This is a genomic window from Staphylococcus sp. MZ3, from assembly GCF_018622755.1.
GTDB classification, from domain to species: domain Bacteria; phylum Bacillota; class Bacilli; order Staphylococcales; family Staphylococcaceae; genus Staphylococcus; species Staphylococcus aureus.
Genome location: NZ_CP076026.1, coordinates 1,418,631 through 1,440,606, shown reverse-complemented (window position 1 = coordinate 1,440,606; position 21,976 = coordinate 1,418,631). Strand labels below are relative to the sequence as shown.

The following is a 21,976-nucleotide window of genomic DNA, read 5'->3' as shown; positions in this document are numbered from 1 at the left end:
AAATACTTTAAAAAAATAAGACACTTTGCCCAACTTGCACATAAATGTAAAATTCAATAAAATAAATTTTCTGTGTTGGGTCCCTTCGTATAATTTAATAAATACTACTAAACTAAATTAACGAGGTGCCTTATGTATAAAAATTATAACATGACCCAACTTACACTACCAATAGAAACTTCTGTTAGAATTCCTCAAAATGATAATTCGCGATATGTTAATGAAATTGTTGAAACGATATCTGATAGCGAATTCGATGAATTTATATGTCCTAATAACAAAAGAATAGGTTTTAAAAGATATGCATACCGTAATGATAGATATAGTTTTAAACGTGACTTCAAGCTATATGAATGTGATGACTGTTCATCATGTTCTTTGAGACATCAATGCATGAAGCCAAATTCGAAATCCAATAAGAAAATTATGAAGAATTATAATTGGGAATACTTTAAAACCCAAATTAATCAAAAGCTTTCTGAACCAGAAACGAAAAAATCTATAGTCAAAGAAAAATTGATGTAGAGCCTGTTTTTGGATTTATGAAGGCTATTTTGGGTTTCACTCGAATGTCAGTTCGAGGAATAAATAAAGTTAAACGAGAGCTAGGTTTTGTATTAATGGCACTTAATATAAGGAAAATAGCAGCTCAACGAGCTGTACATTATAAAATACATATCAAAAAAGCTGATTTCTATCAAATAAATAATAGAAATCAGCTTTTTTACATTGCCTAAGAACTTTAAGGAACTTAATGTCCCAAGCTCTTTTTTGTTATATCTAATTCGTAATTTATGATTGTTTATTCGGTCCTTTGATGTTCACTAAATGTGACTTTAAATCTTGTTCTAATTGTTGTAATTCTTTTTCAGCTAATTGTCGTTCTTCGCGACCGTGTTGTTGAATAATTAATGTTTCTTCAATTGTCTCAATAATGTTACGCTGTGTACGTTTCAATGTATCAAGATCAACAATGCCACGCTCATTTTCTGTTGCAGTTTCAATCGCATTTTGTTTCAACATTTCAGCATTTGCTGTTAATAAATCATTAGTTGTATCAGTGACAGCTCGTTGTGCAGCAACTGCATTACGCTGTCTCATTAATGTAAGCGCAATGGCCATTTGATTTTTCCATAGTGGAATACTTGTCAAAATTGAACTTTGTATCTTCTCGGCAAGTGCTTGATTAACATTTTGAATCATACGAATTTGTGGCGCAGTTTGCAAAGCTATTTGTCTTGAAAGCTGTAAGTCATATATGCGTTTATCTAGTCTATCTATAAATTGCTGCATATCTGCAACTTGTTGAATATCCATTTGATTAGTGGATTGCTGCGCTTGCTGTTGCAATTGTGGTAGCTTTTCATTTTCTAATTGCAACTTTTTTTGCTGTGCAGCAATGATATGCAATGATAAGTCATCAAAGTATTGTTTGTTTTTATCATATAGCGTATCTAATAATTCAATATCTCTTGTTAAATGTGTTTGATGTTTCTGCAGTTGAATCGTTATGCGATCGACTTGAGCACTAACTGATTGCATTCTTGAAAAGATTTCATTGATAGACGACTTTGCTCTGCTAAAAATTCTTTTTAACATAGATGGTTTATCAGTATTTAACTCATTTGGATTAACTGACTTTAGTTTTGACATTAGATCTGACAAAGTATCTCCAATAGGACCAACATCTTTACTTTGTACTTCATCCAACATTTGATGTGAAAATTGAGACATTTGTTTCTGTAAATCAGAACCAAACGCTAATAAACCTTCATTGTCTAAAGGGTTAATTTGTTTACTGATTGTGTCTACCTGTTTTTGTTGTTCAATTGTTAACTTTTCTTTTTGAATAGTAGTATTCGATAATTCTTTATCGCTTATAAAATCATCTAGTGGATGGCTTTCTTTGAAACTTTTATTTTCAGTCATCAATCATCTCTCCAATAGTTGCTATTTTACATCAATCTTGATGATGTTTTTGATGTAACTTATTTAATTCCATTTCAATATCTAAACGTTCATAATCATCTTCGTTGAGACGCTTTAAATCAGCGATTAATGTTCGTTTGACCTCATCCAAAGTAATTCGTGTTTGTTCTAACTTTTGCTGTTCATTAATTGATTTTTTGGGCATTTTTGCTAGACGTGTATATGCATCAACCAAATTTAAAGCATTATCAATATGAGAATAAAAAAAGCCTTCAACTTTATAAAATGATGCAGGTCTCTGTCTAACTGTCGTATAAATAGAACGTGAAATTTGGTATATATCATTAATCTGCCTAAAATCTTTAATTGATCTTATATTGACATACGTTTTTAAAATACCTCTAAGTTTTTGGTGTGTATGATTTAACTGATTTCGAATATAGCGATAGTCTTTTCTAGTCAAACCAATTTCGTTTAAATATTTGCGTGAAGTGAGTTTTTGTATCGGTAGGTATGTCATTAAAAAGCCAACAATACCAATAGACATATCAATTAAAAAAGATACATCAAGTGCAATCATCCCAAATATGCTTGTTAAAAACGCTACAGGAATTCCCACTAACACCCCAAATATATGAGAAATATTATATCTCACTGTCATCTTCCTTTATTTAGCATTTTATATTGATCGAAAATCCGATAATTTTTGATTTAGTTCTAACTCTTCAAGTTGATGGCTTGTTACATTTGATGCTGGTGAGGCACCTTCAATTACACCTTGAATAAATCTCTCTATATCTGCGTCATCCCCTTGTGCATATATCTCTACATAGTCATCTACATTTTGAACAGTACCGACAATGTTATAGTTCATTGCAATGCGTTGTGTAAAATATCTAAATCCGACGCCTTGAACGCGTCCGAATACTTGTAAATGTATATGTCTCATTTTTACCACCTCATAATGTTATTATACGTAGTTTTACTTAAAAAAACTAATAATTACTATAGTTACTACTTTGTTTGTTTCAAGTCGTCAAACTTGATTTTCAGAGGATAAAGGTATAAAAATAAGTATAGAGTTTTTGAAGTATGGAAGGGGTCTTTAATAATGTGGACAGTTACCAAAATTAGAGCCGATTATGAGGGATGGTGGTTATTCAGTGACTGGCCAGAAAACATTGTTGAAAAATATCAATATCAAGATTTTGATGACATGTTTAAGCACTATCAACAATTGATTAATCAATGTAAAGTTCAGTTCGATAATTATGTCACAGGCAAATATAATATTTATGCATTTTATAATAATTGTGACATGAACTATTGCGAAGATTGTGAAGAGGATTTACAAATATTTTATAGTTTCATTGTTTTACAAAATAATGAAGTATATTATAAACTACCAATAATTGATTAAATGAATATTTTTTATTATTGTATTGCAATTTGGTAATAACTGCACTATAATACAAGTTAAGCAGATGATTATTCCATATTGCAAAGAATATTTGAGTGAAATTTGCATGTATTTTTTGTAATATGCGAATAAGCATATTGAATGAATTTTAGTCTTGGAGGTTTCAGATTATGAAACAAGGTACAGTTAAATGGTTTAACGCTGAAAAAGGATTCGGCTTTATCGAAGTTGAAGGAGAAAATGACGTATTCGTACATTTTTCAGCAATTAACCAAGATGGTTACAAATCATTAGAAGAAGGTCAAGCTGTTGAGTTTGAAGTAGTTGAAGGCGACCGCGGTCCACAAGCTGCAAACGTTGTTAAACTATAATTCTTAGATTTGAATCATTGATTTTAACTAACACCTTACCAAGAAGTAAGGTGTTTTTATATGCTTATTACAAATACTTAACGCGATGAGTTTCTCAACCAAATTGAGAACTCTTTTTTTATATCTCCAACATTGTTTGCAATAGAAAAATATATTTATATAATATAATTATGGTGTACAACGACGAGGTGATTTTATGAAATATCTTATCCTTAGTTTAGTTGCTAATTTATTAGTTTTCGGTGTATTATCTGCAATTGGATTAAATATTAATATTTTAGCAGCAATGATGATTGTATTAGTGATTCCGATAATGATTTCTGGGATACTATTTTTCAAAACTAATATTGATAAAACATACATATTTTTTAACATCATATTTATAGACTTTTATTACTATATTTACAATGTACATTTAATGACTTTGCCAAAGTTTAATAATTATATTAAAGCAGAGATGATGGAATTAGAAGATATTGATGTATTAATTACAAGTAAAGATTTTGGATTTGATGAAATTCTGTTTTATACATTATATTTGTTGTTAATTCTTATCGTTTTATATTATTTGAAAAAGCAAGTAAAGCATAAAACCTAATTTCATGATGCTTGTTTAAAGTGTGGTATGTGTATGATGCTTTAAATTAGTTGAATAGGGCTAACTAAATATAAAGGATTAATGACAAAAAGAAATAAATACTTTCTAACTAAAAATGTGCTGTTCTTCCTTTTTTAGAGTATATGTCCAAGCATGTTATCTACAGTCATCTATAATGCATAAAAATTCCCCGAGTCACAGTATAATTTTCTGTGCTTCGGGGATTACTTTGTTTATTTTTATTTTGTATCATTAATAATGAGTTGTCTTAACGATTGTCGCTTTATAACTTCACGTGCTTTGCCATCTTTTAAGAAAAACACAGAAGGCTTTTGCATTTGATTGTAATTGGATGCCATAGAGTAATGATATGCACCAGTTGATAATATAGCAAGATAGTCTCCACGTTTGACTGATGAAGGTAATTTAGCGTCTTTAATAATGATATCACCAGACTCACATAATTTTCCAGCTATAGTTACACTGTCATCTGCTTCTTCATTTCTATTAACAAGCAATGCTTGATACTTTGCGTCATAAAGTGCAGTTCTGATATGATCACTCATACCGCCATCGATTGAAACATATTTATTAATCTCTGGAATTTCTTTAATGGTTCCAACTTCATATAAAGTAACGCCAGCTTCACCTACAATTGATCGTCCCGGTTCAATACCTATTTCTGGTGCATCTATACCTAGAACTTTAATTTCGGATTTTATTGCGTCTGTAATATCTTTAATACCACTTTCGATAGGGAAACTTTCGTCACCTTCAACATATTTAATACCAAAGCCACCACCAAGGTTTAATAATTCAACTTGAATGCCTTGCTCTTTAAGCCAACGTAAAACAATTTTAGCAGTTTCAATAAATGCTTCTGTACCTTCAATCTGTGAACCAATATGACAATGTACACCTTTTAATTTTAAGTGTTTAGATTGTTGGACTTTGTCAATTGCTTTTTTAGCTAAGCCATATTGAATTGATAATCCAAACTTACTATCTTCTTGCCCAGTTTGAATAAATTCGTGTGTATGTGCTTCAACACCTGGATTAACTCGTAATACAACTTGAACCGTATCATTAGCATAGCGGTCTATTAATTCAATTTCTTCTAATGAATCTATAACAAAATAACCGATATTATTTTCTAAAGCATACCTAATTTCATGTTTCGTTTTATTGTTACCATGGAAATGGATGCGACTCGGTTCAAAACCTGCTTCTAAAGCTGTATATAATTCACCTTCAGAAACAACATCTAACTGTAAATCTTCCTCAGCTACAAGTTTGACCATTTGAATGCAAGTAAATGCCTTTGAGGCGTATGAAATATTGTATTTTAATCCACTATCTTTAAATGCTCGATGGTAACGGCGCATCTGTTCTCTAATTTGTAGTTCATCATAAACAATGGTAGGTGTACCAAAGCTTTGCGCAATCGTTTTTAAACTAATACCATCCATTGTTAATTCGCCATTTTGATTATATTTAACAGTCATTTGAAATGTACTCCTTTTTTAAAGAATCATGATTCATAGCACTTAATTGTTCAGAATTTGCACCAACACCTTTAAAGGTATATTCATCGATGCGGATATCATTATTATAAAGAATAACTTCATCTTGTGCATGTACATTGCCATCTACTTCAACAAACATATGGCTCATCATTAATGCACGTATCGGGTAGCGTTTACCATTGATAAGTGCTTCATGTTTAGCACGAGTTCTTAAAATTCCATCGCCATAACCGATATCAATTACAGCTAATTTTGTATTGTTTTTAGTCACTTCAAAGGCAAAGCTATAACCGCAATAATCACCAGCATGTACTTCGCGCACTTGAATAACATGTGCTTTTACAGTTAATGACTGAACTATATCATGTTGATTCAGTGAACTATATGGTCTTGAACCGTATAACGCAATACCTACACGCGCATGTGTATGGTGGGGTAGTAATATTTGTCCTTCCCGATAAAAACTCGCACTATTTTGAGCATGGATTAGGTCGAACTGATAACCTTCAGATAAAAGTGCTTCAACAATTTCCATCCATTGTGAACGTTCAACATTATAATCTGACACATCGAATTCATCAGCATATCCAAAATGGGTCCATAAACCACTAATAATCATTTTTGCATTTTGATTATGATGGTGATCTTTCAATACTTCTTTAATTTCGTTTAAATCTTTAAATCCAGACCGATGTAATAAATTTTCAAATTCTAAGTGAACATGAATACCTGCTAAATCATTTTTATGGTTATAGTAATATGTCAACGACGGCAAAGTCATGTGTATTTGATGTTCACGGACTAAATCAAACTCGTAAACTGCATTCATTAAAAAGATTGTTGCATCTGGAGCAAGTTGTCTAATTTGAATTGCTTCTCGTAGTGATGTTGTGCTAAATGTATCTATACCTGCATGGATAAACTGAGTTACAGCAAATTCTAGGTCATAGTGATATGCATTATTTTTAACAACTGCCATTAATGGCTGATTGTTTTTGACTGTGATTGCATTTTGTAAAAATATTTTCTTATTTACAGACCATGTTGCTGTCAATGTATTACACCTCTTTGTAATTATTTAATAAATTTTCGTAAAAATTAACCACGTTTATTAACACTTTTTCATCAAAATTTAAATGTGATGTGTGCAAACCAGTTACAAAACCTTTATCTTCATTTCGTGTTCCTATAAAAACAAAGTAAGCTGGAGCTAGTTGTTGACCATAAAAACTAAAATCTTCCCCAAATAAGAATGGCGTTGGTTTGTCATAGACATTTAAATCAGCTTTTATTAAGGCGTCCTCAATTTGAGTACGTAATTTCGGACTATTGATTGTAGGGGGATAACCTTCTGCAAATTTAACTTCACAGTCTACATTAAACAGAAGCTTGACACTTTCTGCTATCTTGTGCATTTGATTTTTAACAATTGTTAAATCATCAATATCATATGTACGAATTGTACCTTCTAAATAGCCATTACTTGGTACAGTGTTAATCGCTTCACCAGCTTTAAAATGACCAATATGAACAATATTTCGTTTCAAACCGTTAAGGTGAAATTGTTGAATTTGTGATATTTGAGTTAATACATGTTGTAATGCTTCACCACAAGAATGACCTTGTTCTTTATCAGCAACATGACTTGACAGGCCTGTTAAGAAAAAGCGATACTCTGTTGCGCTGGCCGTAATTTCTTCATCTCTTATCACTGCAATGCCTTCATCAGCAAATGGGTTAACATGAATACCAAATACCGCTTCAATTGGATACTTATCAAAGGCACCGGCTTTTATTAATCGATTTGCACCGCCACCAGTTTCTTCTGCAGGTTGGAAAATGAAAACGACATTTTGCGGTAATTGACCTGCATCTTGCATGTCTTTGCAACGTTGTACAAAAAGCATTAATGCAGTTGTATGACCATCATGTCCACAAGCATGCATCACATGATCAGATTGACTGCGATAAGGCACATCATTTTCCTCTAAAATAGGTAACGCATCAATATCAGCTCTATACGCTATCGTATGTGAGCCATTACCTTCTAAGTATGCAATGACGCCAGTTTCCAATGGGCAATCGTATTTAATATTTAAACTATCTAAAAACGCTTTAATATAAGCAGTTGTTTCAAATTCATGTAAGCTTAATTCAGGATGTTGATGTAAATGACGGCGATGTTTCGTAACAAATTCTAATTCATTCATAATTATCAATCCTTTGTGTTAAATTACTATATAAATAGTGTAACGTATTTCGAAATTTGTGATCATAAGTTTATTCAATGATAAACAATAAGGTTGAGACATAATCGTATCTCAACCTTGAAATTATTATACGTTGACGTCACTAGTCATTCAGTTTTCTTAATGCTGCTACAATCTCTTTTTTAGTATCTTGTACTTCAGAAGCTTGCTTAATCACTTTTGCAGGTGTACCAGCAACAACTGCACCAGCTGGTACATCTTGTGTCACAATCGCGCCAGCTGCAACAATAGCACCTTTACCAACACGTACACCTTCTAAAATAACTGCATTTGCACCGATTAATACATCATCCTCGATTATAACCGGTGAAGCACTAGGGGGTTCAATCACACCTGCTAATACTGCGCCAGCCCCTACATGTACATTTTTACCAGTTGTAGCACGACCACCGAGAGTAGCATTCATATCAATCATTGTACCTTCGCCAACGACTGCGCCAATATTAATTGTTGCGCCCATCATAACGACAGCACCATCTTCAATAATGGCTTGTTCTCTAATAAACGCACCTGGTTCAATTCGTGCATTCGTATTTGTTAAGTCTTTTAATGGAATAGCAGAATTGCGACGATCCATTTCAATTTCTATATCTTCGAATTGACTACCATATGCTTCGTAAAAAGGTTTCCAATCATCCGCTTCACAAAAGATTACTTTAGATTGTTCTGAACCAAATACTTTAAAACTTTCTGGATATGTGATGCCTTCAAAATTACCATTTAAATATACTTTTATTGGTGTAGACTTTTTAGCATCACTTATATATTGAATAATTTCTTCAGCTGTTAAATGTTGTACCATAAAATAATCGATCTCCTTTAATATGTTTATAAGTTGTCAAACGTATAAAAGCCGTTTGGTTTATTAACTAAGCGTTCTGCTGCTTGTATTGCACCATTCGCAAAAATATCTTTTGATTGTGCACGATGCGTGATTTGAATCGTTTCATCAGTGCCAGCAAATAGAACTTCATGTTCACCGACAATCGTACCTCCACGAATAGAATGTATACCAATATCTTGTGGCTGGCGTTTTTCATTTAATTCATGTCTATCATACACAGGTGTTACATTTTCTTTCAAAGATACGATCACATCATACAATTTTTCTAACGTACCACTTGGTGCATCTACTTTTTTATTATGATGTGCCTCAGTCAATTCGATGTCGAAATCATCAAGTAGGGGAACAGCAGCTGCTAAAATTTTAGTCAATGCATGAACGCCATAACTCATGTTCGCGCTGAAAAATACAGGCATATTTTGACTCAATTCATCTAACTTATTAAGTAGTTTTTCTTTCTCGCCAGTTGTTGCCACAACTAATGGCAAATGAAACTCTTCATCTAATAAAGGGAACAGCAGATTTGGATTTGAAAAATCTATTGCAACATCGGCATCTTTAACATCTGCAATATGTTGATATTGTTGATATGGCGTTGTTGCTTTCGGTGTATTTTCAATGACCCCAACGATTTCATGTCCTTTTTCTTCTGCTAATCTAGCAACGCGTTGATTCATTGCACCATAGCCAATTAGTAATATTTTCACTCATTTTCACCCGCTTTAAATGTGTCATATGCTTCACGAAGCACTTTAGTATCTGTATCTTTTAGGCTAACCAATGGTAAACGTAATTCATAGTTTCCAAATCCTAAATAACTTGTTAAAGCTTTAATAGGAATTGGGTTAATATCAACTGATAGGGCTGATAACAGTGTGCCGATTGGTTTAAATTGATCTTGAATATCTAATCCACTTTGTTGAGCATCGTATAACGCTTGAAATTCTTTAGGAATGACATTGGCAATAACAGAGATAACCCCTTGACCGCCACGTTGATAGTATTCGACGACGTTGTCATCATTGCCACTATATAATGCAAATGAATTTGTATCAATGCGCTTTTTCACTTCTTCTAAATACTCAAAATCATTCGTAGCATCTTTTAAAGCAACTATATAAGGATGTTGACTTAATATTTCTACAGTTTCTGGTTCAATTGTCATGTTCGTTCTTGAAGGAACATTGTACAGTACGACTGGTAATTTCACAGCATCTGCAATCGCTTCAAAGTGTTTGACTAAACCACGTTGGTTCGTTTTGTTGTAGTAGGGCGTAATTAACATAATTGCATCAGCCCCTAAGGCTTTAGCTTGGATTGAAGCTTGGATTGACTTTTCAGTATCATTAGTGCCAGTTCCTGCTATGACAGGAACACGTTTATCTACAAGATCAATAACTGTTTTTAGAATGCGTTCTTTTTCATCTGTTGTTAAAGTAGGGCTCTCAGCAGTAGTTCCATTAACGATGATTGCTTGGGCATTATTTTCTAGTAAAAAATTAACGTGTGTTTTCAAAGCTTCAATATTAACTTTGTTATTTGTAAAAGGGGTTGTAAGTGCAACTCCAACACCCTCAAATAAATGTGTCATTTTAATTCGCTCCTTTTAAACGCATAACTTGTTCCAATACTTGTACAGCATTTAATGCAGCACCTTTTAATAAATTGTCTGATGTACACCATACATGGAAAGTATTTTCTAATGAATCATCTCTACGTATACGGCCAACAAACACTTCATCTTTATTAGTAGAATTGATTGCCATTGGATATTCATTGTTCTCTGGATTGTCTACTAAAACAACGCGGTCATCTTGATCAAATAATGCTTTAATATCTTCTGCAGTCGCTTCTTTTTCAAGCGTTACATCAATTTCAACACTATGACTATCTTGAACAGGCACACGTGCACATGTTGCTGTTACTTTTAAGTCTGGCGCATTTAAAATTTTTCTCGTCTCATCAATCATTTTTTGTTCTTCTTTTGTATATCCGTTTTCTAAAAACACATCAATATGCGGTAACACATTATTATAAATTGGATGTGGATATGCTTCTGGTGCTTTACCATTTACACCTTCAGCTAAATCTTTCTTACCTTTCATCCCTGAACCTGATACAGCTTGATATGTTGTATATGCCACTCGTTTTAAACCATAAGCATCTTGCAATACTTTTAATGGCACAACAGACTGAATCGTAGAGCAGTTTGGATTGGCAATGATACCTCTTGTAAAAGTAGGTTCATTGACTTCCGGAACGATTAAATCAATATCTTCTGCCATACGCCATTGACTTGAATTGTCTATAACGATTGCACCAGCTTTTTCAAAGAGTGGGGCAAAGTGTTCGCTTGTACCGCCACCAGCACTCATTAATACATAATCGAAATGTTCACTTGCACGAGCATCAGTTAATTCTTGAACTGTATATGTTTTTCCTTGAAATTCAACTTCTTTCCCTGCAGAACGTGCTGATGAAAATAATACTAATTCATCGAAAGGAATATTTTTACGATTTAATGTCTCCAACATTTTTGTACCTACTAATCCTGTTGAACCCACAACTGCTAATTTTGTCATAACTTGTCACTCCATTTTATAATAATTTCCAATTTTTAGAATATTTTAACAATCATTTTACCATTAAATGTTAAATGCGTCATATAGTTTTTCCACCGCTTGTTGCCCATTAAAATCATCAATGACGTATGAAATACTTATTTCAGAAGTTGTTGTTTGGTAGAAAGGTATATTATTTTCAATTAATGTCAAAAATGCTTTTGATGCCACACCTGACATATCACGCATGCCTGAGCCAATTAATGAAATTTTGACATAATGCTCATTGATTTTATAAGCTAATGCTTCATATTGATTCTTTAATGTTTCAAGAATCATAGAAATTTGATGAAAATCACTATCTTTAATCGTGAAGGATAGTTGTAGTCCATCCAAGTTGACGATTTGTGAAATCATATCAACATTTACAGCACCTTCTTCAAGTTCCGTAAATAGTTGGGTAAGTAGCTGATTGTCAGGTAGGGGATAACTAATTGTTACATGCATCATATGTTTATCCAAAGCCACACCAGCAACTGCTTTTTTCTCTAATATTTCTTCATTTGACATAATCCATGTTCCTTTCACGTTCGATAAAGTTTTTCCTAAATATAAAGGGATATTATAGTTTTTAGCTAATTCAACACTTCTTGTTTCAAGTACACCAGCACCTAAAGCGCTCATTTCCATCATTTCTTCATATGAGACGATGTCTAGTCGTTTAGCTTTTGGTAAAAGTCTTGGGTCAGTGGCATACACACCATCAACGTCGGTATAAATTTCACAAGGTATTTGATTACTAACAGCAAGTGCCACAGCGGTCGTATCAGAACCGCCTCTGCCTAAAGTTGTTAATTCCTGATGTTCATTGATGCCTTGAAATCCAGCAACTACTAAAATATCGTTTTCTTGAAAGGCTTGTTCAAATGTTTGAGGATTAATTTGAGCAATTTTACTTTTTAAATGATGGCCAATGGTTTTAATACCCGCTTGATAGCCAGTCATTGCTTTGGCATTCACACCGATATCATTTAATACCATTGATAAATAAGATACAGTTTGTTGCTCTCCGGTTGTCAATAATAATGCCAGTTCTTGTTGTTTTGGTGCTTTAGTCAAGGTCGATACATTCGTCATTAATTGATCTGTTGTGTTACCCATAGCACTTACAACGACAATTAATTGTTCATCTTGATTGACCCGCTCCTTTAACATTTCAGCGATCCTTTTTATTTTTGTAAAATCACTGACGGATGATCCGCCAAATTTCAACACACTTCTTGTTACCATATAATCCTCCTAATTGTTAGGAAGGGCACACAATAATAAAAAAAGAACAAGTTCGGAATGCGAACTTGCTCTTAATCTATATACAAGTGATGCACTCCATTATTTTTAAATAATGACAAACTCTCAGCTCTTAACCAAAAAGTCCAACAAATTATAACTGCTATTATAATCGCTTCGGCATCGCACCCTTTCAAATTTAGCTGTTAGCAGACAGTAATCTAAACTTTACTCATGATTGATGCGCCTCATCAAAATATTATTAAATTGGTATGTGTTCATTATACATATGACAAATATGAATGTAAACCGATAATTTAGATTTTTTGGAATAACCTGAAAATTCAAGTTATAGCGTTGCTTATATTTTAAAAGGTGGTGATAATGAGACTTTTTGAAAAATAAAATTCAAAATACTTATAGCATACTCCATACTCAATATGCACATTAAATAAATGTACTCTTTTAATGCGGTGATAACTGTATTTGTAATTTAGAGAAGGGGTGTTCACTGTGCTGATGTGCTAAAAAATAAAATAAAAAGGACACCTTGATGCTATAAATATTAGCATCGAGACGCCCAGTTAATGTCTATTAAATTGAATATAGTCTCGGACATGAATCAATGCCCTAGGCCCTGCAATGTTATATTGACAGTAGTTGACTGAATGAAAATGACTTTGTAGCTAGCTTTTTTCAATCCTTGTCGGTGCCACACATAGAGAAATTGGATTCCTAATTTCTACAAACAATACAAGTTGCGGAATAAGTCCCAATATAGAAGGTGACAGTAAGCCAACTTACAATAATGTGCAAGTTGGTCGGGCCTCAACACAGAGATTTTCGAAAAGAAATTCTACATATTATGTTTATTTTAAAACGCCGATTTCTTGCAAGTATTCTTCATATGGAATTTCTTTTGAAACGCCGCCTTGTTTATTTAAATCGATAACACGGTTTGCAATCGTGTTGATAAATTCGAAGTCATAAGAAGTAAAGATGATAGAACCTTTAAATGATTTAAGACCATCATTGACAGCAGTAATACTTTCTAAGTCTAAGTGGTTAGTAGGTTCGTCAAGTAAAAGTACATTCGCACTTGATAACATCATTTTACTTAGCATACAACGTACTTTTTCTCCACCTGAAAGCACACTAGCTTTTTTCTTAACTTCTTCACCACTAAATAACATACGACCTAAGAAACCACGTAAAAATGTTTCTGTTTGTTCATCTTCCGGTGCATATTGTCTTAACCAATCTACAAGGTTCATATTAACGCCCTCAAAGAATTCTGAGTTATCTTTAGGGAAGTAACTTAATGATGTTGTTACACCCCATTTATAAGAACCTTCGTCTGGTTCCATTTCACCAGCTAATATTTTAAGTAATGTTGTTTTCGCGATTTCACTATCTCCAATTAAAATTGCTTTATCATTTGGATTCATTGTGAATGAAATGTTATCTAATACTTTTTCACCGTCAATCGTTTTAGAAAGATTTTGAACGATTAATAAGTCATTACCAATCTCACGCTCAGGCGTGAATTTAACGAAAGGATATCTTCTTGATGATGGTTGAATATCATCTAATTCAATTTTCTCAAGTTGTTTTTTACGACTTGTTGCTTGTTTAGATTTAGAAGCGTTAGCTGAGAAACGAGCAATAAAGTCCTGTAACTCTTTCATTTTTTCTTCTTTTTTCTTGTTTTGTTCTTGAGCCATCTTTTGAGCTAACTGACTAGATTGATACCAAAAATCATAGTTACCAACATAAACTTTAATTTTACCAAAGTCTAAATCAGCGATATGTGTACATACGTTATTTAAGAAATGACGGTCATGCGATACTACGATAACAGTATTATCAAAGTTAATTAAGAAATCTTCTAACCAACTGATTGCTGGAATATCGAGACCGTTAGTAGGCTCATCCAGTAATAGTACGTCTGGTTCACCGAATAAACTTTGCGCTAATAATACTTTAATTTTTTGGTTGTTTTCTAATTCAGCCATTTTTTTATCGTGTAAAGTTGGATCGATACCTAAACCAGATAAAAGGTTAGCAGCATCAGCTTCAGCATTCCAACCATTCATTTCTGCAAATTCACCTTCAAGTTCAGCAGCACGGATACCATCTTCATCACTGAAATCTGGCTTCATATAGATTTCATCTTTTTCTTTCATAACCTCATAAAGACGTTCGTGACCTTTAATTACAACATCAAGCACGCGTTCATCTTCATAAGCATAGTGGTCCTGTTTTAAAACAGCTAGACGTTCATTTTTACCTAATGAAACATGTCCTGTTTGAGAATCTAATTCACCAGATAATATTTTTAAGAATGTTGATTTACCTGCACCATTCGCACCAATTAATCCATAACAATTACCTTCTGTAAATTTAATATTTACATCTTCAAATAGTTTACGATCTCCAAAACGTAAACTCACATCAGTTACTTGTAACATGCATTTTCTCCTTTTTTTCATTCGATATTCTAACGGAAGAATTATATCATATTATCGTCACAGTTTCGACCTCATATAAGTTGTAATGATAGAATGACTCACACATGTTATAATAATAAAGAATACAAGAATCGAAGGAGAATAACATGGCATTAGACAAAGATATAGTAGGTTCTATAGAATTCCTTGAAGTAGTAGGGTTACAAGGCTCAACTTACCTTTTAAAAGGACCAAACGGTGAAAACGTAAAGTTAAACCAATCAGAAATGAACGATGATGATGAATTAGAAGTAGGTGAAGAATATAGTTTCTTCATTTATCCAAACCGTTCAGGTGAATTATTTGCAACTCAAAATATGCCTGATATTACGAAAGATAAATATGACTTTGCTAAAGTACTTAAAACGGATCGCGATGGGGCACGTATAGATGTTGGATTACCCCGTGAAGTGTTAGTACCATGGGAAGATTTACCAAAAGTGAAATCACTATGGCCACAACCTGGTGATCATTTGCTAGTCACATTACGAATTGACCGTGAGAATCATATGTATGGAAGATTAGCGAGTGAATCTGTTGTAGAAAATATGTTTACAGCTGTACACGACGATAATTTAAAAAACGAAGTCATTGAAGCCAAACCTTACCGCGTATTACGAATTGGTAGCTTTTTATTAAGCGAATCAGGTTACAAAATTTTCGTACATGAATCAGAACGTAAAGCTGAACCAAGATTAGGTGAATCTGTTCAAGTTAGAATTATCGGGCATAATGATAAAGGTGAGTTAAATGGTTCATTTTTACCACTTGCACATGAACGTTTAGACGATGACGGCCAAGTCATCTTTGATTTACTAGTTGAATATGATGGTGAATTACCATTCTGGGACAAATCAAGCCCTGAAGCGATTAAAGAAGTATTCAATATGAGTAAAGGTTCATTCAAACGTGCAATCGGTCACTTATATAAACAGAAGATTATTAATATAGAAACAGGTAAAATCACTTTAACTAAAAAAGGTTGGAGTCGAATGGACTCAAAAGAATAATCATTTTTACACGTGTCGTAGGATGCGTGTTTTTTTATTCAATATTAAGTCGGACAGATGAAGTAGTTTTTTAAACATTCCTTTCAAAGTAAAAAATTAAATAATTCAAACGAATAGGCTGGGACATTAAGTTCTTAGGCAATGTAAAAAAGCTGATTTCTATTAATTATTTGATGGAAATTAGCTTTTTTGATATGTATTTTATAATGTACAGCTCGTTGAGCTGCTATTTTCCTTATATTAAGTGCCATTAATACAAAACCTAGCTCTCGTTTAACTTTATTTATTCCTCGAACTGACATTCGAGTGAAACCCAAAATAACCTTCATAAATCCAAAAACAGGCTCTACATAAATTTTTCTATGACTATAGATTTTTTTTCGTTTCTGGTTCAGAAAGCTTTTGATTAATTTGGGCTTTAATGTATTTCAAAGTAAAATTACATGTTAATACGTAGTATTAATGGCGAGACTCCTGAGGGAGCAGTGCCAGTCGAAGACAGGGGCCCCAACACAGAAGCTGACATATAGTCAGCTTACAACAATGTGCCGGTTGGGGTGGCTGAGACGGCACCCTAGGAAGGGACCCGTCATCAAAAATTCTATTTATAGAATTTTACAGTAATGTGCCAGACGGGCAAAGCGAAGCCATTCAATACGAAGTATTGTATAAATAGAGAACAGCAGTAAGATATTTTCTAATTGAAAATTATCTTACTGCTGTTTTTTTAGGGATTTATGTCCCAGCCTCATTTTTTGTGTACATATTTAAATTTCGATAATTTTTCAGGAAGCATTTTAATTTTACTAATGAAGCAATATTTTTTAGATTAACAAAAATTAATATTTACATTTTCTTAACAAATTTTTATGTAACATTTACAGTTTCTAAAAATGAGGTTAATAATTCAAGGTTAAGATAAAGATGTAATCAATACAAATACTATTTGTTGTTCATACAGGGAGGATATTTCAATGAAAAAATGGCAATTTGTTGGTACTACAGCTTTAGGTGCAACACTATTATTAGGTGCTTGTGGTGGCGGTAATGGTGGCAGTGGTAATAGTGATTTAAAAGGGGAAGCTAAAGGTGATGGCTCATCAACAGTAGCACCAATTGTGGAGAAATTAAATGAAAAATGGGCTCAAGATCACTCGGATGCTAAAATCTCAGCAGGACAAGCTGGTACAGGTGCTGGTTTCCAAAAATTCATTGCAGGAGATATCGACTTCGCTGATGCTTCTAGACCAATTAAAGATGAAGAGAAGCAAAAATTACAAGATAAGAATATCAAATACAAAGAATTTAAAATTGCGCAAGATGGTGTAACGGTTGCTGTAAATAAAGAAAATGATTTTGTAGATGAATTAGACAAACAGCAATTAAAAGCAATTTATTCTGGAAAAGCTAAAACATGGAAAGATGTTAATAGTAAATGGCCAGATAAAAAAATAAATGCTGTATCACCAAACTCAAGTCATGGTACTTATGACTTCTTTGAAAATGAAGTAATGAATAAAGAAGATATTAAAGCAGAAAAAAATGCTGATACAAATGCTATCGTTTCTTCTGTAACGAAAAACAAAGAGGGAATCGGATACTTTGGATATAACTTCTACGTACAAAATAAAGATAAATTAAAAGAAGTTAAAATCAAAGATGAAAATGGTAAAGCAACAGAGCCTACGAAAAAAACAATTCAAGATAACTCTTATGCATTAAGTAGACCATTATTCGTTTATGTAAATGAAAAAGCATTGAAAGATAATAAAGTAATGTCAGAATTTATCAAATTCGTCTTAGAAGATAAAGGTAAAGCAGCTGAAGAAGCTGGATATGTAGCAGCACCAGAGAAAACATACAAATCACAATTAGATGATTTAAAAGCATTTATTGATAAAAATCAAAAATCAGACGACAAGAAATCTGATGATAAAAAGTCTGAAGACAAAAAATAATAAGACGCAATTTCAAATGTGTCTTGAAACATGATTTTGATGGTGAATCATTATTTAGAGTACAAAGCTTGATTTATCGAGACGCTGATTTTGACATTCAGTTAGTCTACAAGCTTATCAACTTAAAATAGTGGTTCATCATTATTTTACAAATCTAATTATTTTGGGAGTAATAGAAAGAGGTTTGATTATGACTTCATCTACTAATGTTAAAGCTTTAATCGAAAAAAATAATAATAAAAAAGGGAAGCATAATGACAAAATTATACCAGTTATTTTAGCCGCAATTTCAGCGATTTCCATTTTAACAACACTAGGTATATTAATCACATTGCTTTTAGAAACCATCACTTTTTTCACCAGAATTCCAATAACTGAATTTCTATTTTCTACTACTTGGAATCCTACCGGTTCAGACCCTAAGTTTGGTATCTGGGCATTGATAATAGGGACTTTAAAAATCACAGTTATTGCGACTATATTTGCAGTTCCAGTCGGGCTTGGTGCAGCAATTTATTTAAGTGAATATGCAAGTGACCGTGCACGACGCATAATTAAACCGATATTAGAAATTTTAGCAGGAATACCAACAATTGTGTTTGGTTTCTTTGCATTAACCTTTGTTACACCAGTATTAAGATCTTTCATACCAGGTCTTGGAGAGTTTAATGCTATAAGTCCCGGCTTAGTTGTCGGTATTATGATTGTCCCTCTCATCACAAGTTTGAGTGAGGATGCAATGGCATCTGTACCAAATAAAATTCGAGAAGGTGCCTATGGACTTGGAGCAACTAAATTAGAAGTAGCAACTAAAGTCGTACTTCCCGCAGCAACATCAGGTATTGTAGCTTCAATCGTTCTCGCGATTTCAAGAGCAATTGGAGAAACGATGATTGTATCATTAGCGGCAGGTAGTTCGCCAACAGCTTCATTAAGTTTAACAAGTTCGATTCAAACAATGACTGGATATATTGTTGAGATAGCGACAGGTGATGCAACATTTGGATCAAATATTTATTACAGTATTTATGCTGTAGGGTTCACACTATTTATCTTTACCTTAATCATGAATTTACTTTCTCAGTGGATTTCTAAGCGTTTTAGGGAGGAGTATTAATATGGAAACGACAGATAATAATAGACAATCACTCGTCGATCAACAACTTGTCCAAAAACATTTATCATCCAGAACGGTTAAAAATAAAGTGTTCAAACTCATATTTTTAGCATGTACATTATTAGGACTTGTCGTACTTATTGCGTTGTTAACTCAAACATTGATTAAAGGGGTAAGTCATTTAAATTTACAGTTTTTCACTAATTTTTCTTCTTCAACACCATCTATGGCTGGCGTTAAAGGCGCGTTAATCGGTTCACTTTGGTTAATGTTAAGTATCATTCCATTATTAATCATCCTAGGAATAGGTACAGCTATATACTTAGAAGAATATGCGAAAAACAACAAATTTACTCAGTTTGTTAAAATCAGTATTTCCAATTTAGCTGGTGTACCATCAGTTGTATTTGGGATATTAGGTTACACTTTGTTCGTTGGTGGTGCGGGGATTGAAGCCTTGAAAATGGGTAACAGTATATTGGCAGCAGCGCTAACAATGACCTTACTGATATTACCAATTATTATTGTTTCAAGTCAGGAAGCAATTAGAGCTGTACCTAACTCAGTACGCGAAGCTTCTTATGGTTTAGGTGCTAATAAATGGCAAACGATAAGACGTGTTGTCTTACCAGCAGCGTTACCTGGTATTTTAACTGGATTCATTTTGTCTCTTTCAAGAGCACTGGGAGAAACAGCGCCACTTGTGCTAATCGGTATACCGACTATATTATTGGCAACACCTAGAAGTATATTGGATCAATTTTCAGCATTACCAATCCAAATATTTACTTGGGCGAAAATGCCTCAAGAAGAATTCCAGAATGTTGCATCGGCAGGCATTATCGTTTTACTAGTTATCTTAATCTTAATGAATGGCGTTGCGATTATTTTACGTAACAAATTTAGTAAAAAATTCTAATTTAAACAATCAATCTCATTTATCTATTAAAAAGGGAGTTTTAAATATGGCGCAAACACTTGCACAAACTAAACAAATATCTCAAAGTCATACGTTTGATGTCTCACAAAGTCATCATAAAACACCAGATGATACAAACTCACATTCTGTTATATATTCAACACAAAATTTAGACTTATGGTATGGCGAAAATCATGCATTACAAAATATTAATTTAGATATTTATGAAAACCAAATTACTGCCATTATAGGTCCATCTGGTTGTGGCAAATCAACATATATTAAAACTTTGAATCGAATGGTTGAGTTAGTACCTTCTGTGAAAACAGCTGGTAAAATATTATATCGAGATCAAGACATTTTTGATCAAAAATATTCTAAAGAACAATTACGTACAAATGTGGGCATGGTCTTTCAACAACCTAATCCATTTCCAAAATCAATATACGATAATATTACTTACGGTCCAAAGATTCACGGTATTAAAAATAAAAAAGTTCTTGATGAAATCGTTGAGAAATCATTACGTGGCGCTGCAATTTGGGATGAATTAAAGGATAGGTTGCACACAAATGCATATAGTTTATCCGGTGGGCAACAACAACGTGTTTGTATCGCGCGTTGTTTAGCAATTGAACCTGAAGTCATTTTAATGGATGAACCGACATCAGCATTAGATCCAATCTCAACATTAAGAGTAGAAGAGTTGGTTCAAGAACTAAAAGAAAAGTATACAATTATTATGGTTACACATAATATGCAACAAGCAGCTCGTGTATCAGATAAAACTGCATTTTTCTTAAATGGTTATGTCAATGAATATGATGATACTGATAAAATTTTCTCTAACCCATCAAACAAGAAAACAGAAGATTATATTTCAGGAAGGTTTGGTTGATATATAATGGCAATAATTAGACAGCGATATCAGGAGCAACTTGATGATTTAATAAAGGAATTACGTCGGTTAGGTGCAAATGTCTATGTGAGTATTGAAAATGGTATAAAATCATTAAGTATTGACGATAGAGGCTTTGCACGACAAACAGTTAAAAACGATAAACATATCAATCAATTAAATTATGATATTAATGAGCGAGTTATCATGTTAATTACAAAGCAACAGCCCATTGCGAGTGATTTGCGTATGATGATTTCTTCATTAAAAATCGCCTCCGATTTAGAAAGAATAGGAGATAATGCATCGAGTATTGCCAATATTCGATTGCGTACAAAGATTACAGATGATTATGTGTTAACCCGTTTAAAGACAATGGGTAAATTAGCTATGTTAATGTTAAAGGACTTAGATCAAGCATTTAAAAAGAAAGATACCGTATTAATAAGAGAAATAATTGAGCGTGATGAAGATATCGATGACTTATATAGTCATATTATTAACGCAACGTATCTTATTGATAACGATCCATTTGTCGCTGCACAAGCTCATTTAGCAGCAAGACATTTAGAACGTATTGGTGATCATATTATTAACATCGCTGAAAGTGTTTATTTTTATTTAACAGGTACACATTACGAACAATAACTTAAAGTTATTACTATAAAATCCCTTACGATAAATATATATTTCTATCATTCATAAACCCTCAAAAAACCAAGATTCTCACAATTAGTAATGTGAAAATCTTGGTTTAT

At 33.0% G+C, this 21,976-nt stretch carries 21 protein-coding genes, 2 pseudogenes and 1 riboswitch; of the genes and pseudogenes, 10 read left to right on the top strand and 13 right to left on the bottom strand.

The window, feature by feature from the left end:
* Nucleotides 1-255: 255 nt before the first annotated feature.
* Nucleotides 256-737: pseudogene (locus tag KI230_RS07000) on the top strand (transposase); the annotation flags it as partial.
* Nucleotides 738-792: 55 nt separating this feature from the next.
* On the opposite strand, the gene KI230_RS06995 reads toward KI230_RS07000, so the two are convergent.
* From KI230_RS06995 to KI230_RS06985, 3 genes are read right to left on the bottom strand one after another with little or no spacing between them, the layout of a single operon-like run.
* On the bottom strand, nucleotides 793-1,929 hold the full coding sequence (locus tag KI230_RS06995) for a toxic anion resistance protein (RefSeq protein WP_000138413.1): 1,137 nt from the start codon (nucleotides 1,927-1,929) through the stop codon (nucleotides 793-795).
* 31 nt (nucleotides 1,930-1,960) lie between these two features.
* Nucleotides 1,961-2,590, bottom strand: a complete 630-nt coding sequence (locus KI230_RS06990) for a 5-bromo-4-chloroindolyl phosphate hydrolysis family protein (RefSeq protein WP_001788788.1) — start codon at nucleotides 2,588-2,590, stop codon at nucleotides 1,961-1,963.
* An 18-nt stretch (nucleotides 2,591-2,608) separates the two neighbouring features.
* Complete coding sequence (locus KI230_RS06985; RefSeq protein WP_001215907.1) at nucleotides 2,609-2,878, bottom strand: acylphosphatase; 270 nt, start codon at nucleotides 2,876-2,878, stop codon at nucleotides 2,609-2,611.
* 162 nt (nucleotides 2,879-3,040) lie between these two features.
* Between KI230_RS06985 and msaA the strand changes: the two genes are divergently transcribed.
* The 3 genes from msaA to msaC all read left to right on the top strand — a co-directional run bounded on the left by msaA (nucleotide 3,041) and on the right by msaC (nucleotide 4,318).
* Nucleotides 3,041-3,349, top strand: a complete 309-nt coding sequence (gene msaA / locus KI230_RS06980; protein ID WP_000269923.1) for a regulatory protein MsaA — start codon at nucleotides 3,041-3,043, stop codon at nucleotides 3,347-3,349.
* Nucleotides 3,350-3,519: 170 nt separating this feature from the next.
* Entirely contained in the window at nucleotides 3,520-3,720 is a 201-nt protein-coding gene (gene cspA / locus KI230_RS06975) for a cold shock protein CspA (RefSeq protein ID WP_000809131.1), read from the top strand.
* A gap of 196 nt (nucleotides 3,721-3,916) precedes the next feature.
* Nucleotides 3,917-4,318 (top strand): sarA expression modulator MsaC, encoded by a 402-nt coding sequence (gene msaC, locus KI230_RS06970; protein WP_000876202.1) that lies wholly within the window; start codon nucleotides 3,917-3,919, stop codon nucleotides 4,316-4,318.
* A gap of 239 nt (nucleotides 4,319-4,557) precedes the next feature.
* On the opposite strand, the gene lysA is transcribed toward msaC, so the two are convergent.
* The 9 genes from lysA to KI230_RS06925 all read right to left on the bottom strand — a co-directional run bounded on the left by lysA (nucleotide 4,558) and on the right by KI230_RS06925 (nucleotide 15,277).
* Nucleotides 4,558-5,823: a diaminopimelate decarboxylase gene (gene lysA / locus KI230_RS06965; RefSeq protein ID WP_000216946.1), complete on the bottom strand. Its 1,266-nt coding sequence runs from the start codon at nucleotides 5,821-5,823 to the stop codon at nucleotides 4,558-4,560.
* Complete coding sequence (locus KI230_RS06960) at nucleotides 5,813-6,898, bottom strand: alanine racemase (protein WP_000127594.1); 1,086 nt, start codon at nucleotides 6,896-6,898, stop codon at nucleotides 5,813-5,815. The genes lysA and KI230_RS06960 overlap by 11 nt, the downstream gene beginning before the upstream one ends.
* A 4-nt stretch (nucleotides 6,899-6,902) precedes the next feature.
* On the bottom strand, nucleotides 6,903-8,054 hold the full coding sequence (locus KI230_RS06955) for an amidohydrolase (protein WP_001003793.1): 1,152 nt from the start codon (nucleotides 8,052-8,054) through the stop codon (nucleotides 6,903-6,905).
* Nucleotides 8,055-8,196: 142 nt separating this feature from the next.
* Complete coding sequence (gene dapD, locus KI230_RS06950) at nucleotides 8,197-8,916, bottom strand: 2,3,4,5-tetrahydropyridine-2,6-dicarboxylate N-acetyltransferase (RefSeq protein ID WP_000249839.1); 720 nt, start codon at nucleotides 8,914-8,916, stop codon at nucleotides 8,197-8,199.
* A 26-nt stretch (nucleotides 8,917-8,942) separates the two neighbouring features.
* The gene (gene dapB / locus KI230_RS06945; RefSeq protein ID WP_000698231.1) at nucleotides 8,943-9,665 is read right to left on the bottom strand and encodes a 4-hydroxy-tetrahydrodipicolinate reductase; all 723 of its coding nucleotides are present in this window, start codon (nucleotides 9,663-9,665) and stop codon (nucleotides 8,943-8,945) included.
* Complete coding sequence (dapA, locus tag KI230_RS06940; RefSeq protein WP_000149258.1) at nucleotides 9,662-10,549, bottom strand: 4-hydroxy-tetrahydrodipicolinate synthase; 888 nt, start codon at nucleotides 10,547-10,549, stop codon at nucleotides 9,662-9,664. Before dapA ends, dapB begins: the two co-directional genes overlap by 4 nt.
* Nucleotide 10,550: 1 nt before the next feature.
* Nucleotides 10,551-11,540 carry an aspartate-semialdehyde dehydrogenase gene (locus KI230_RS06935; RefSeq protein ID WP_000163541.1) on the bottom strand — a complete coding sequence of 330 codons (990 nt, stop codon included), beginning with the start codon at nucleotides 11,538-11,540 and terminating at the stop codon, nucleotides 10,551-10,553.
* Nucleotides 11,541-11,603: 63 nt separating this feature from the next.
* Nucleotides 11,604-12,809, bottom strand: coding sequence for an aspartate kinase (locus KI230_RS06930; RefSeq protein ID WP_000258714.1), 1,206 nt, complete (start codon nucleotides 12,807-12,809; stop codon nucleotides 11,604-11,606).
* A gap of 81 nt (nucleotides 12,810-12,890) precedes the next feature.
* A riboswitch (Lysine riboswitch) is annotated at nucleotides 12,891-13,066 on the bottom strand.
* A 609-nt stretch (nucleotides 13,067-13,675) separates the two neighbouring features.
* Nucleotides 13,676-15,277 (bottom strand): ABC-F family ATP-binding cassette domain-containing protein, encoded by a 1,602-nt coding sequence (locus KI230_RS06925; protein WP_000942300.1) that lies wholly within the window; start codon nucleotides 15,275-15,277, stop codon nucleotides 13,676-13,678.
* A gap of 146 nt (nucleotides 15,278-15,423) precedes the next feature.
* Between KI230_RS06925 and cvfB the strand changes: the two genes are divergently transcribed.
* Entirely contained in the window at nucleotides 15,424-16,326 is a 903-nt protein-coding gene (gene cvfB, locus KI230_RS06920; protein WP_045176525.1) for an RNA-binding virulence regulatory protein CvfB, read from the top strand.
* A 134-nt stretch (nucleotides 16,327-16,460) separates the two neighbouring features.
* On the opposite strand, the pseudogene KI230_RS06915 reads toward cvfB, so the two are convergent.
* Nucleotides 16,461-16,752: pseudogene (locus KI230_RS06915) on the bottom strand (transposase); the annotation flags it as partial.
* A 548-nt stretch (nucleotides 16,753-17,300) separates the two neighbouring features.
* On the opposite strand from KI230_RS06915, the gene KI230_RS06910 reads away from it, so the two are divergent.
* The 5 genes from KI230_RS06910 (at nucleotide 17,301) to phoU (ending at nucleotide 21,866) form a co-directional block, all read left to right on the top strand.
* Complete coding sequence (locus KI230_RS06910; RefSeq protein WP_214958240.1) at nucleotides 17,301-18,284, top strand: phosphate ABC transporter substrate-binding protein PstS; 984 nt, start codon at nucleotides 17,301-17,303, stop codon at nucleotides 18,282-18,284.
* A gap of 190 nt (nucleotides 18,285-18,474) precedes the next feature.
* Nucleotides 18,475-19,401, top strand: a complete 927-nt coding sequence (gene pstC / locus KI230_RS06905) for a phosphate ABC transporter permease subunit PstC (protein WP_000204625.1) — start codon at nucleotides 18,475-18,477, stop codon at nucleotides 19,399-19,401.
* Between the two features lies 1 nt (nucleotide 19,402).
* Entirely contained in the window at nucleotides 19,403-20,320 is a 918-nt protein-coding gene (pstA, locus tag KI230_RS06900) for a phosphate ABC transporter permease PstA (protein ID WP_000450292.1), read from the top strand.
* Between the two features lie 46 nt (nucleotides 20,321-20,366).
* A complete protein-coding gene (gene pstB, locus KI230_RS06895) occupies nucleotides 20,367-21,218 on the top strand; it encodes a phosphate ABC transporter ATP-binding protein PstB (protein ID WP_000079447.1) in 852 nt (283 codons plus the stop codon).
* Nucleotides 21,219-21,224: 6 nt separating this feature from the next.
* Nucleotides 21,225-21,866: a phosphate signaling complex protein PhoU gene (gene phoU, locus KI230_RS06890; protein ID WP_000974847.1), complete on the top strand. Its 642-nt coding sequence runs from the start codon at nucleotides 21,225-21,227 to the stop codon at nucleotides 21,864-21,866.
* Nucleotides 21,867-21,976 lie beyond the last annotated feature (110 nt).

Bases quoted from the DNA above. Each gene is read 5' to 3' on its own strand.
- KI230_RS06995 (WP_000138413.1), bottom strand. From the start codon at position 1,929: ATGACTGAAAATAAAAGTTTCAAAGAAAGCCATCCACTAGATGATTTT.
- KI230_RS06990 (WP_001788788.1), bottom strand. From the start codon at position 2,590: ATGACAGTGAGATATAATATTTCTCATATATTTGGGGTGTTAGTGGGA.
- KI230_RS06985 (WP_001215907.1), bottom strand. From the start codon at position 2,878: ATGAGACATATACATTTACAAGTATTCGGACGCGTTCAAGGCGTCGGA.
- msaA (WP_000269923.1), top strand. From the start codon at position 3,041: ATGTGGACAGTTACCAAAATTAGAGCCGATTATGAGGGATGGTGGTTA.
- cspA (WP_000809131.1), top strand. From the start codon at position 3,520: ATGAAACAAGGTACAGTTAAATGGTTTAACGCTGAAAAAGGATTCGGC.
- msaC (WP_000876202.1), top strand. From the start codon at position 3,917: ATGAAATATCTTATCCTTAGTTTAGTTGCTAATTTATTAGTTTTCGGT.
- lysA (WP_000216946.1), bottom strand. From the start codon at position 5,823: ATGACTGTTAAATATAATCAAAATGGCGAATTAACAATGGATGGTATT.
- KI230_RS06955 (WP_001003793.1), bottom strand. From the start codon at position 8,054: ATGAATGAATTAGAATTTGTTACGAAACATCGCCGTCATTTACATCAA.
- dapD (WP_000249839.1), bottom strand. From the start codon at position 8,916: ATGGTACAACATTTAACAGCTGAAGAAATTATTCAATATATAAGTGAT.
- dapA (WP_000149258.1), bottom strand. From the start codon at position 10,549: ATGACACATTTATTTGAGGGTGTTGGAGTTGCACTTACAACCCCTTTT.
- KI230_RS06935 (WP_000163541.1), bottom strand. From the start codon at position 11,540: ATGACAAAATTAGCAGTTGTGGGTTCAACAGGATTAGTAGGTACAAAA.
- KI230_RS06930 (WP_000258714.1), bottom strand. From the start codon at position 12,809: ATGGTAACAAGAAGTGTGTTGAAATTTGGCGGATCATCCGTCAGTGAT.
- KI230_RS06925 (WP_000942300.1), bottom strand. From the start codon at position 15,277: ATGTTACAAGTAACTGATGTGAGTTTACGTTTTGGAGATCGTAAACTA.
- cvfB (WP_045176525.1), top strand. From the start codon at position 15,424: ATGGCATTAGACAAAGATATAGTAGGTTCTATAGAATTCCTTGAAGTA.
- KI230_RS06910 (WP_214958240.1), top strand. From the start codon at position 17,301: ATGAAAAAATGGCAATTTGTTGGTACTACAGCTTTAGGTGCAACACTA.
- pstC (WP_000204625.1), top strand. From the start codon at position 18,475: ATGACTTCATCTACTAATGTTAAAGCTTTAATCGAAAAAAATAATAAT.
- pstA (WP_000450292.1), top strand. From the start codon at position 19,403: ATGGAAACGACAGATAATAATAGACAATCACTCGTCGATCAACAACTT.
- pstB (WP_000079447.1), top strand. From the start codon at position 20,367: ATGGCGCAAACACTTGCACAAACTAAACAAATATCTCAAAGTCATACG.
- phoU (WP_000974847.1), top strand. From the start codon at position 21,225: ATGGCAATAATTAGACAGCGATATCAGGAGCAACTTGATGATTTAATA.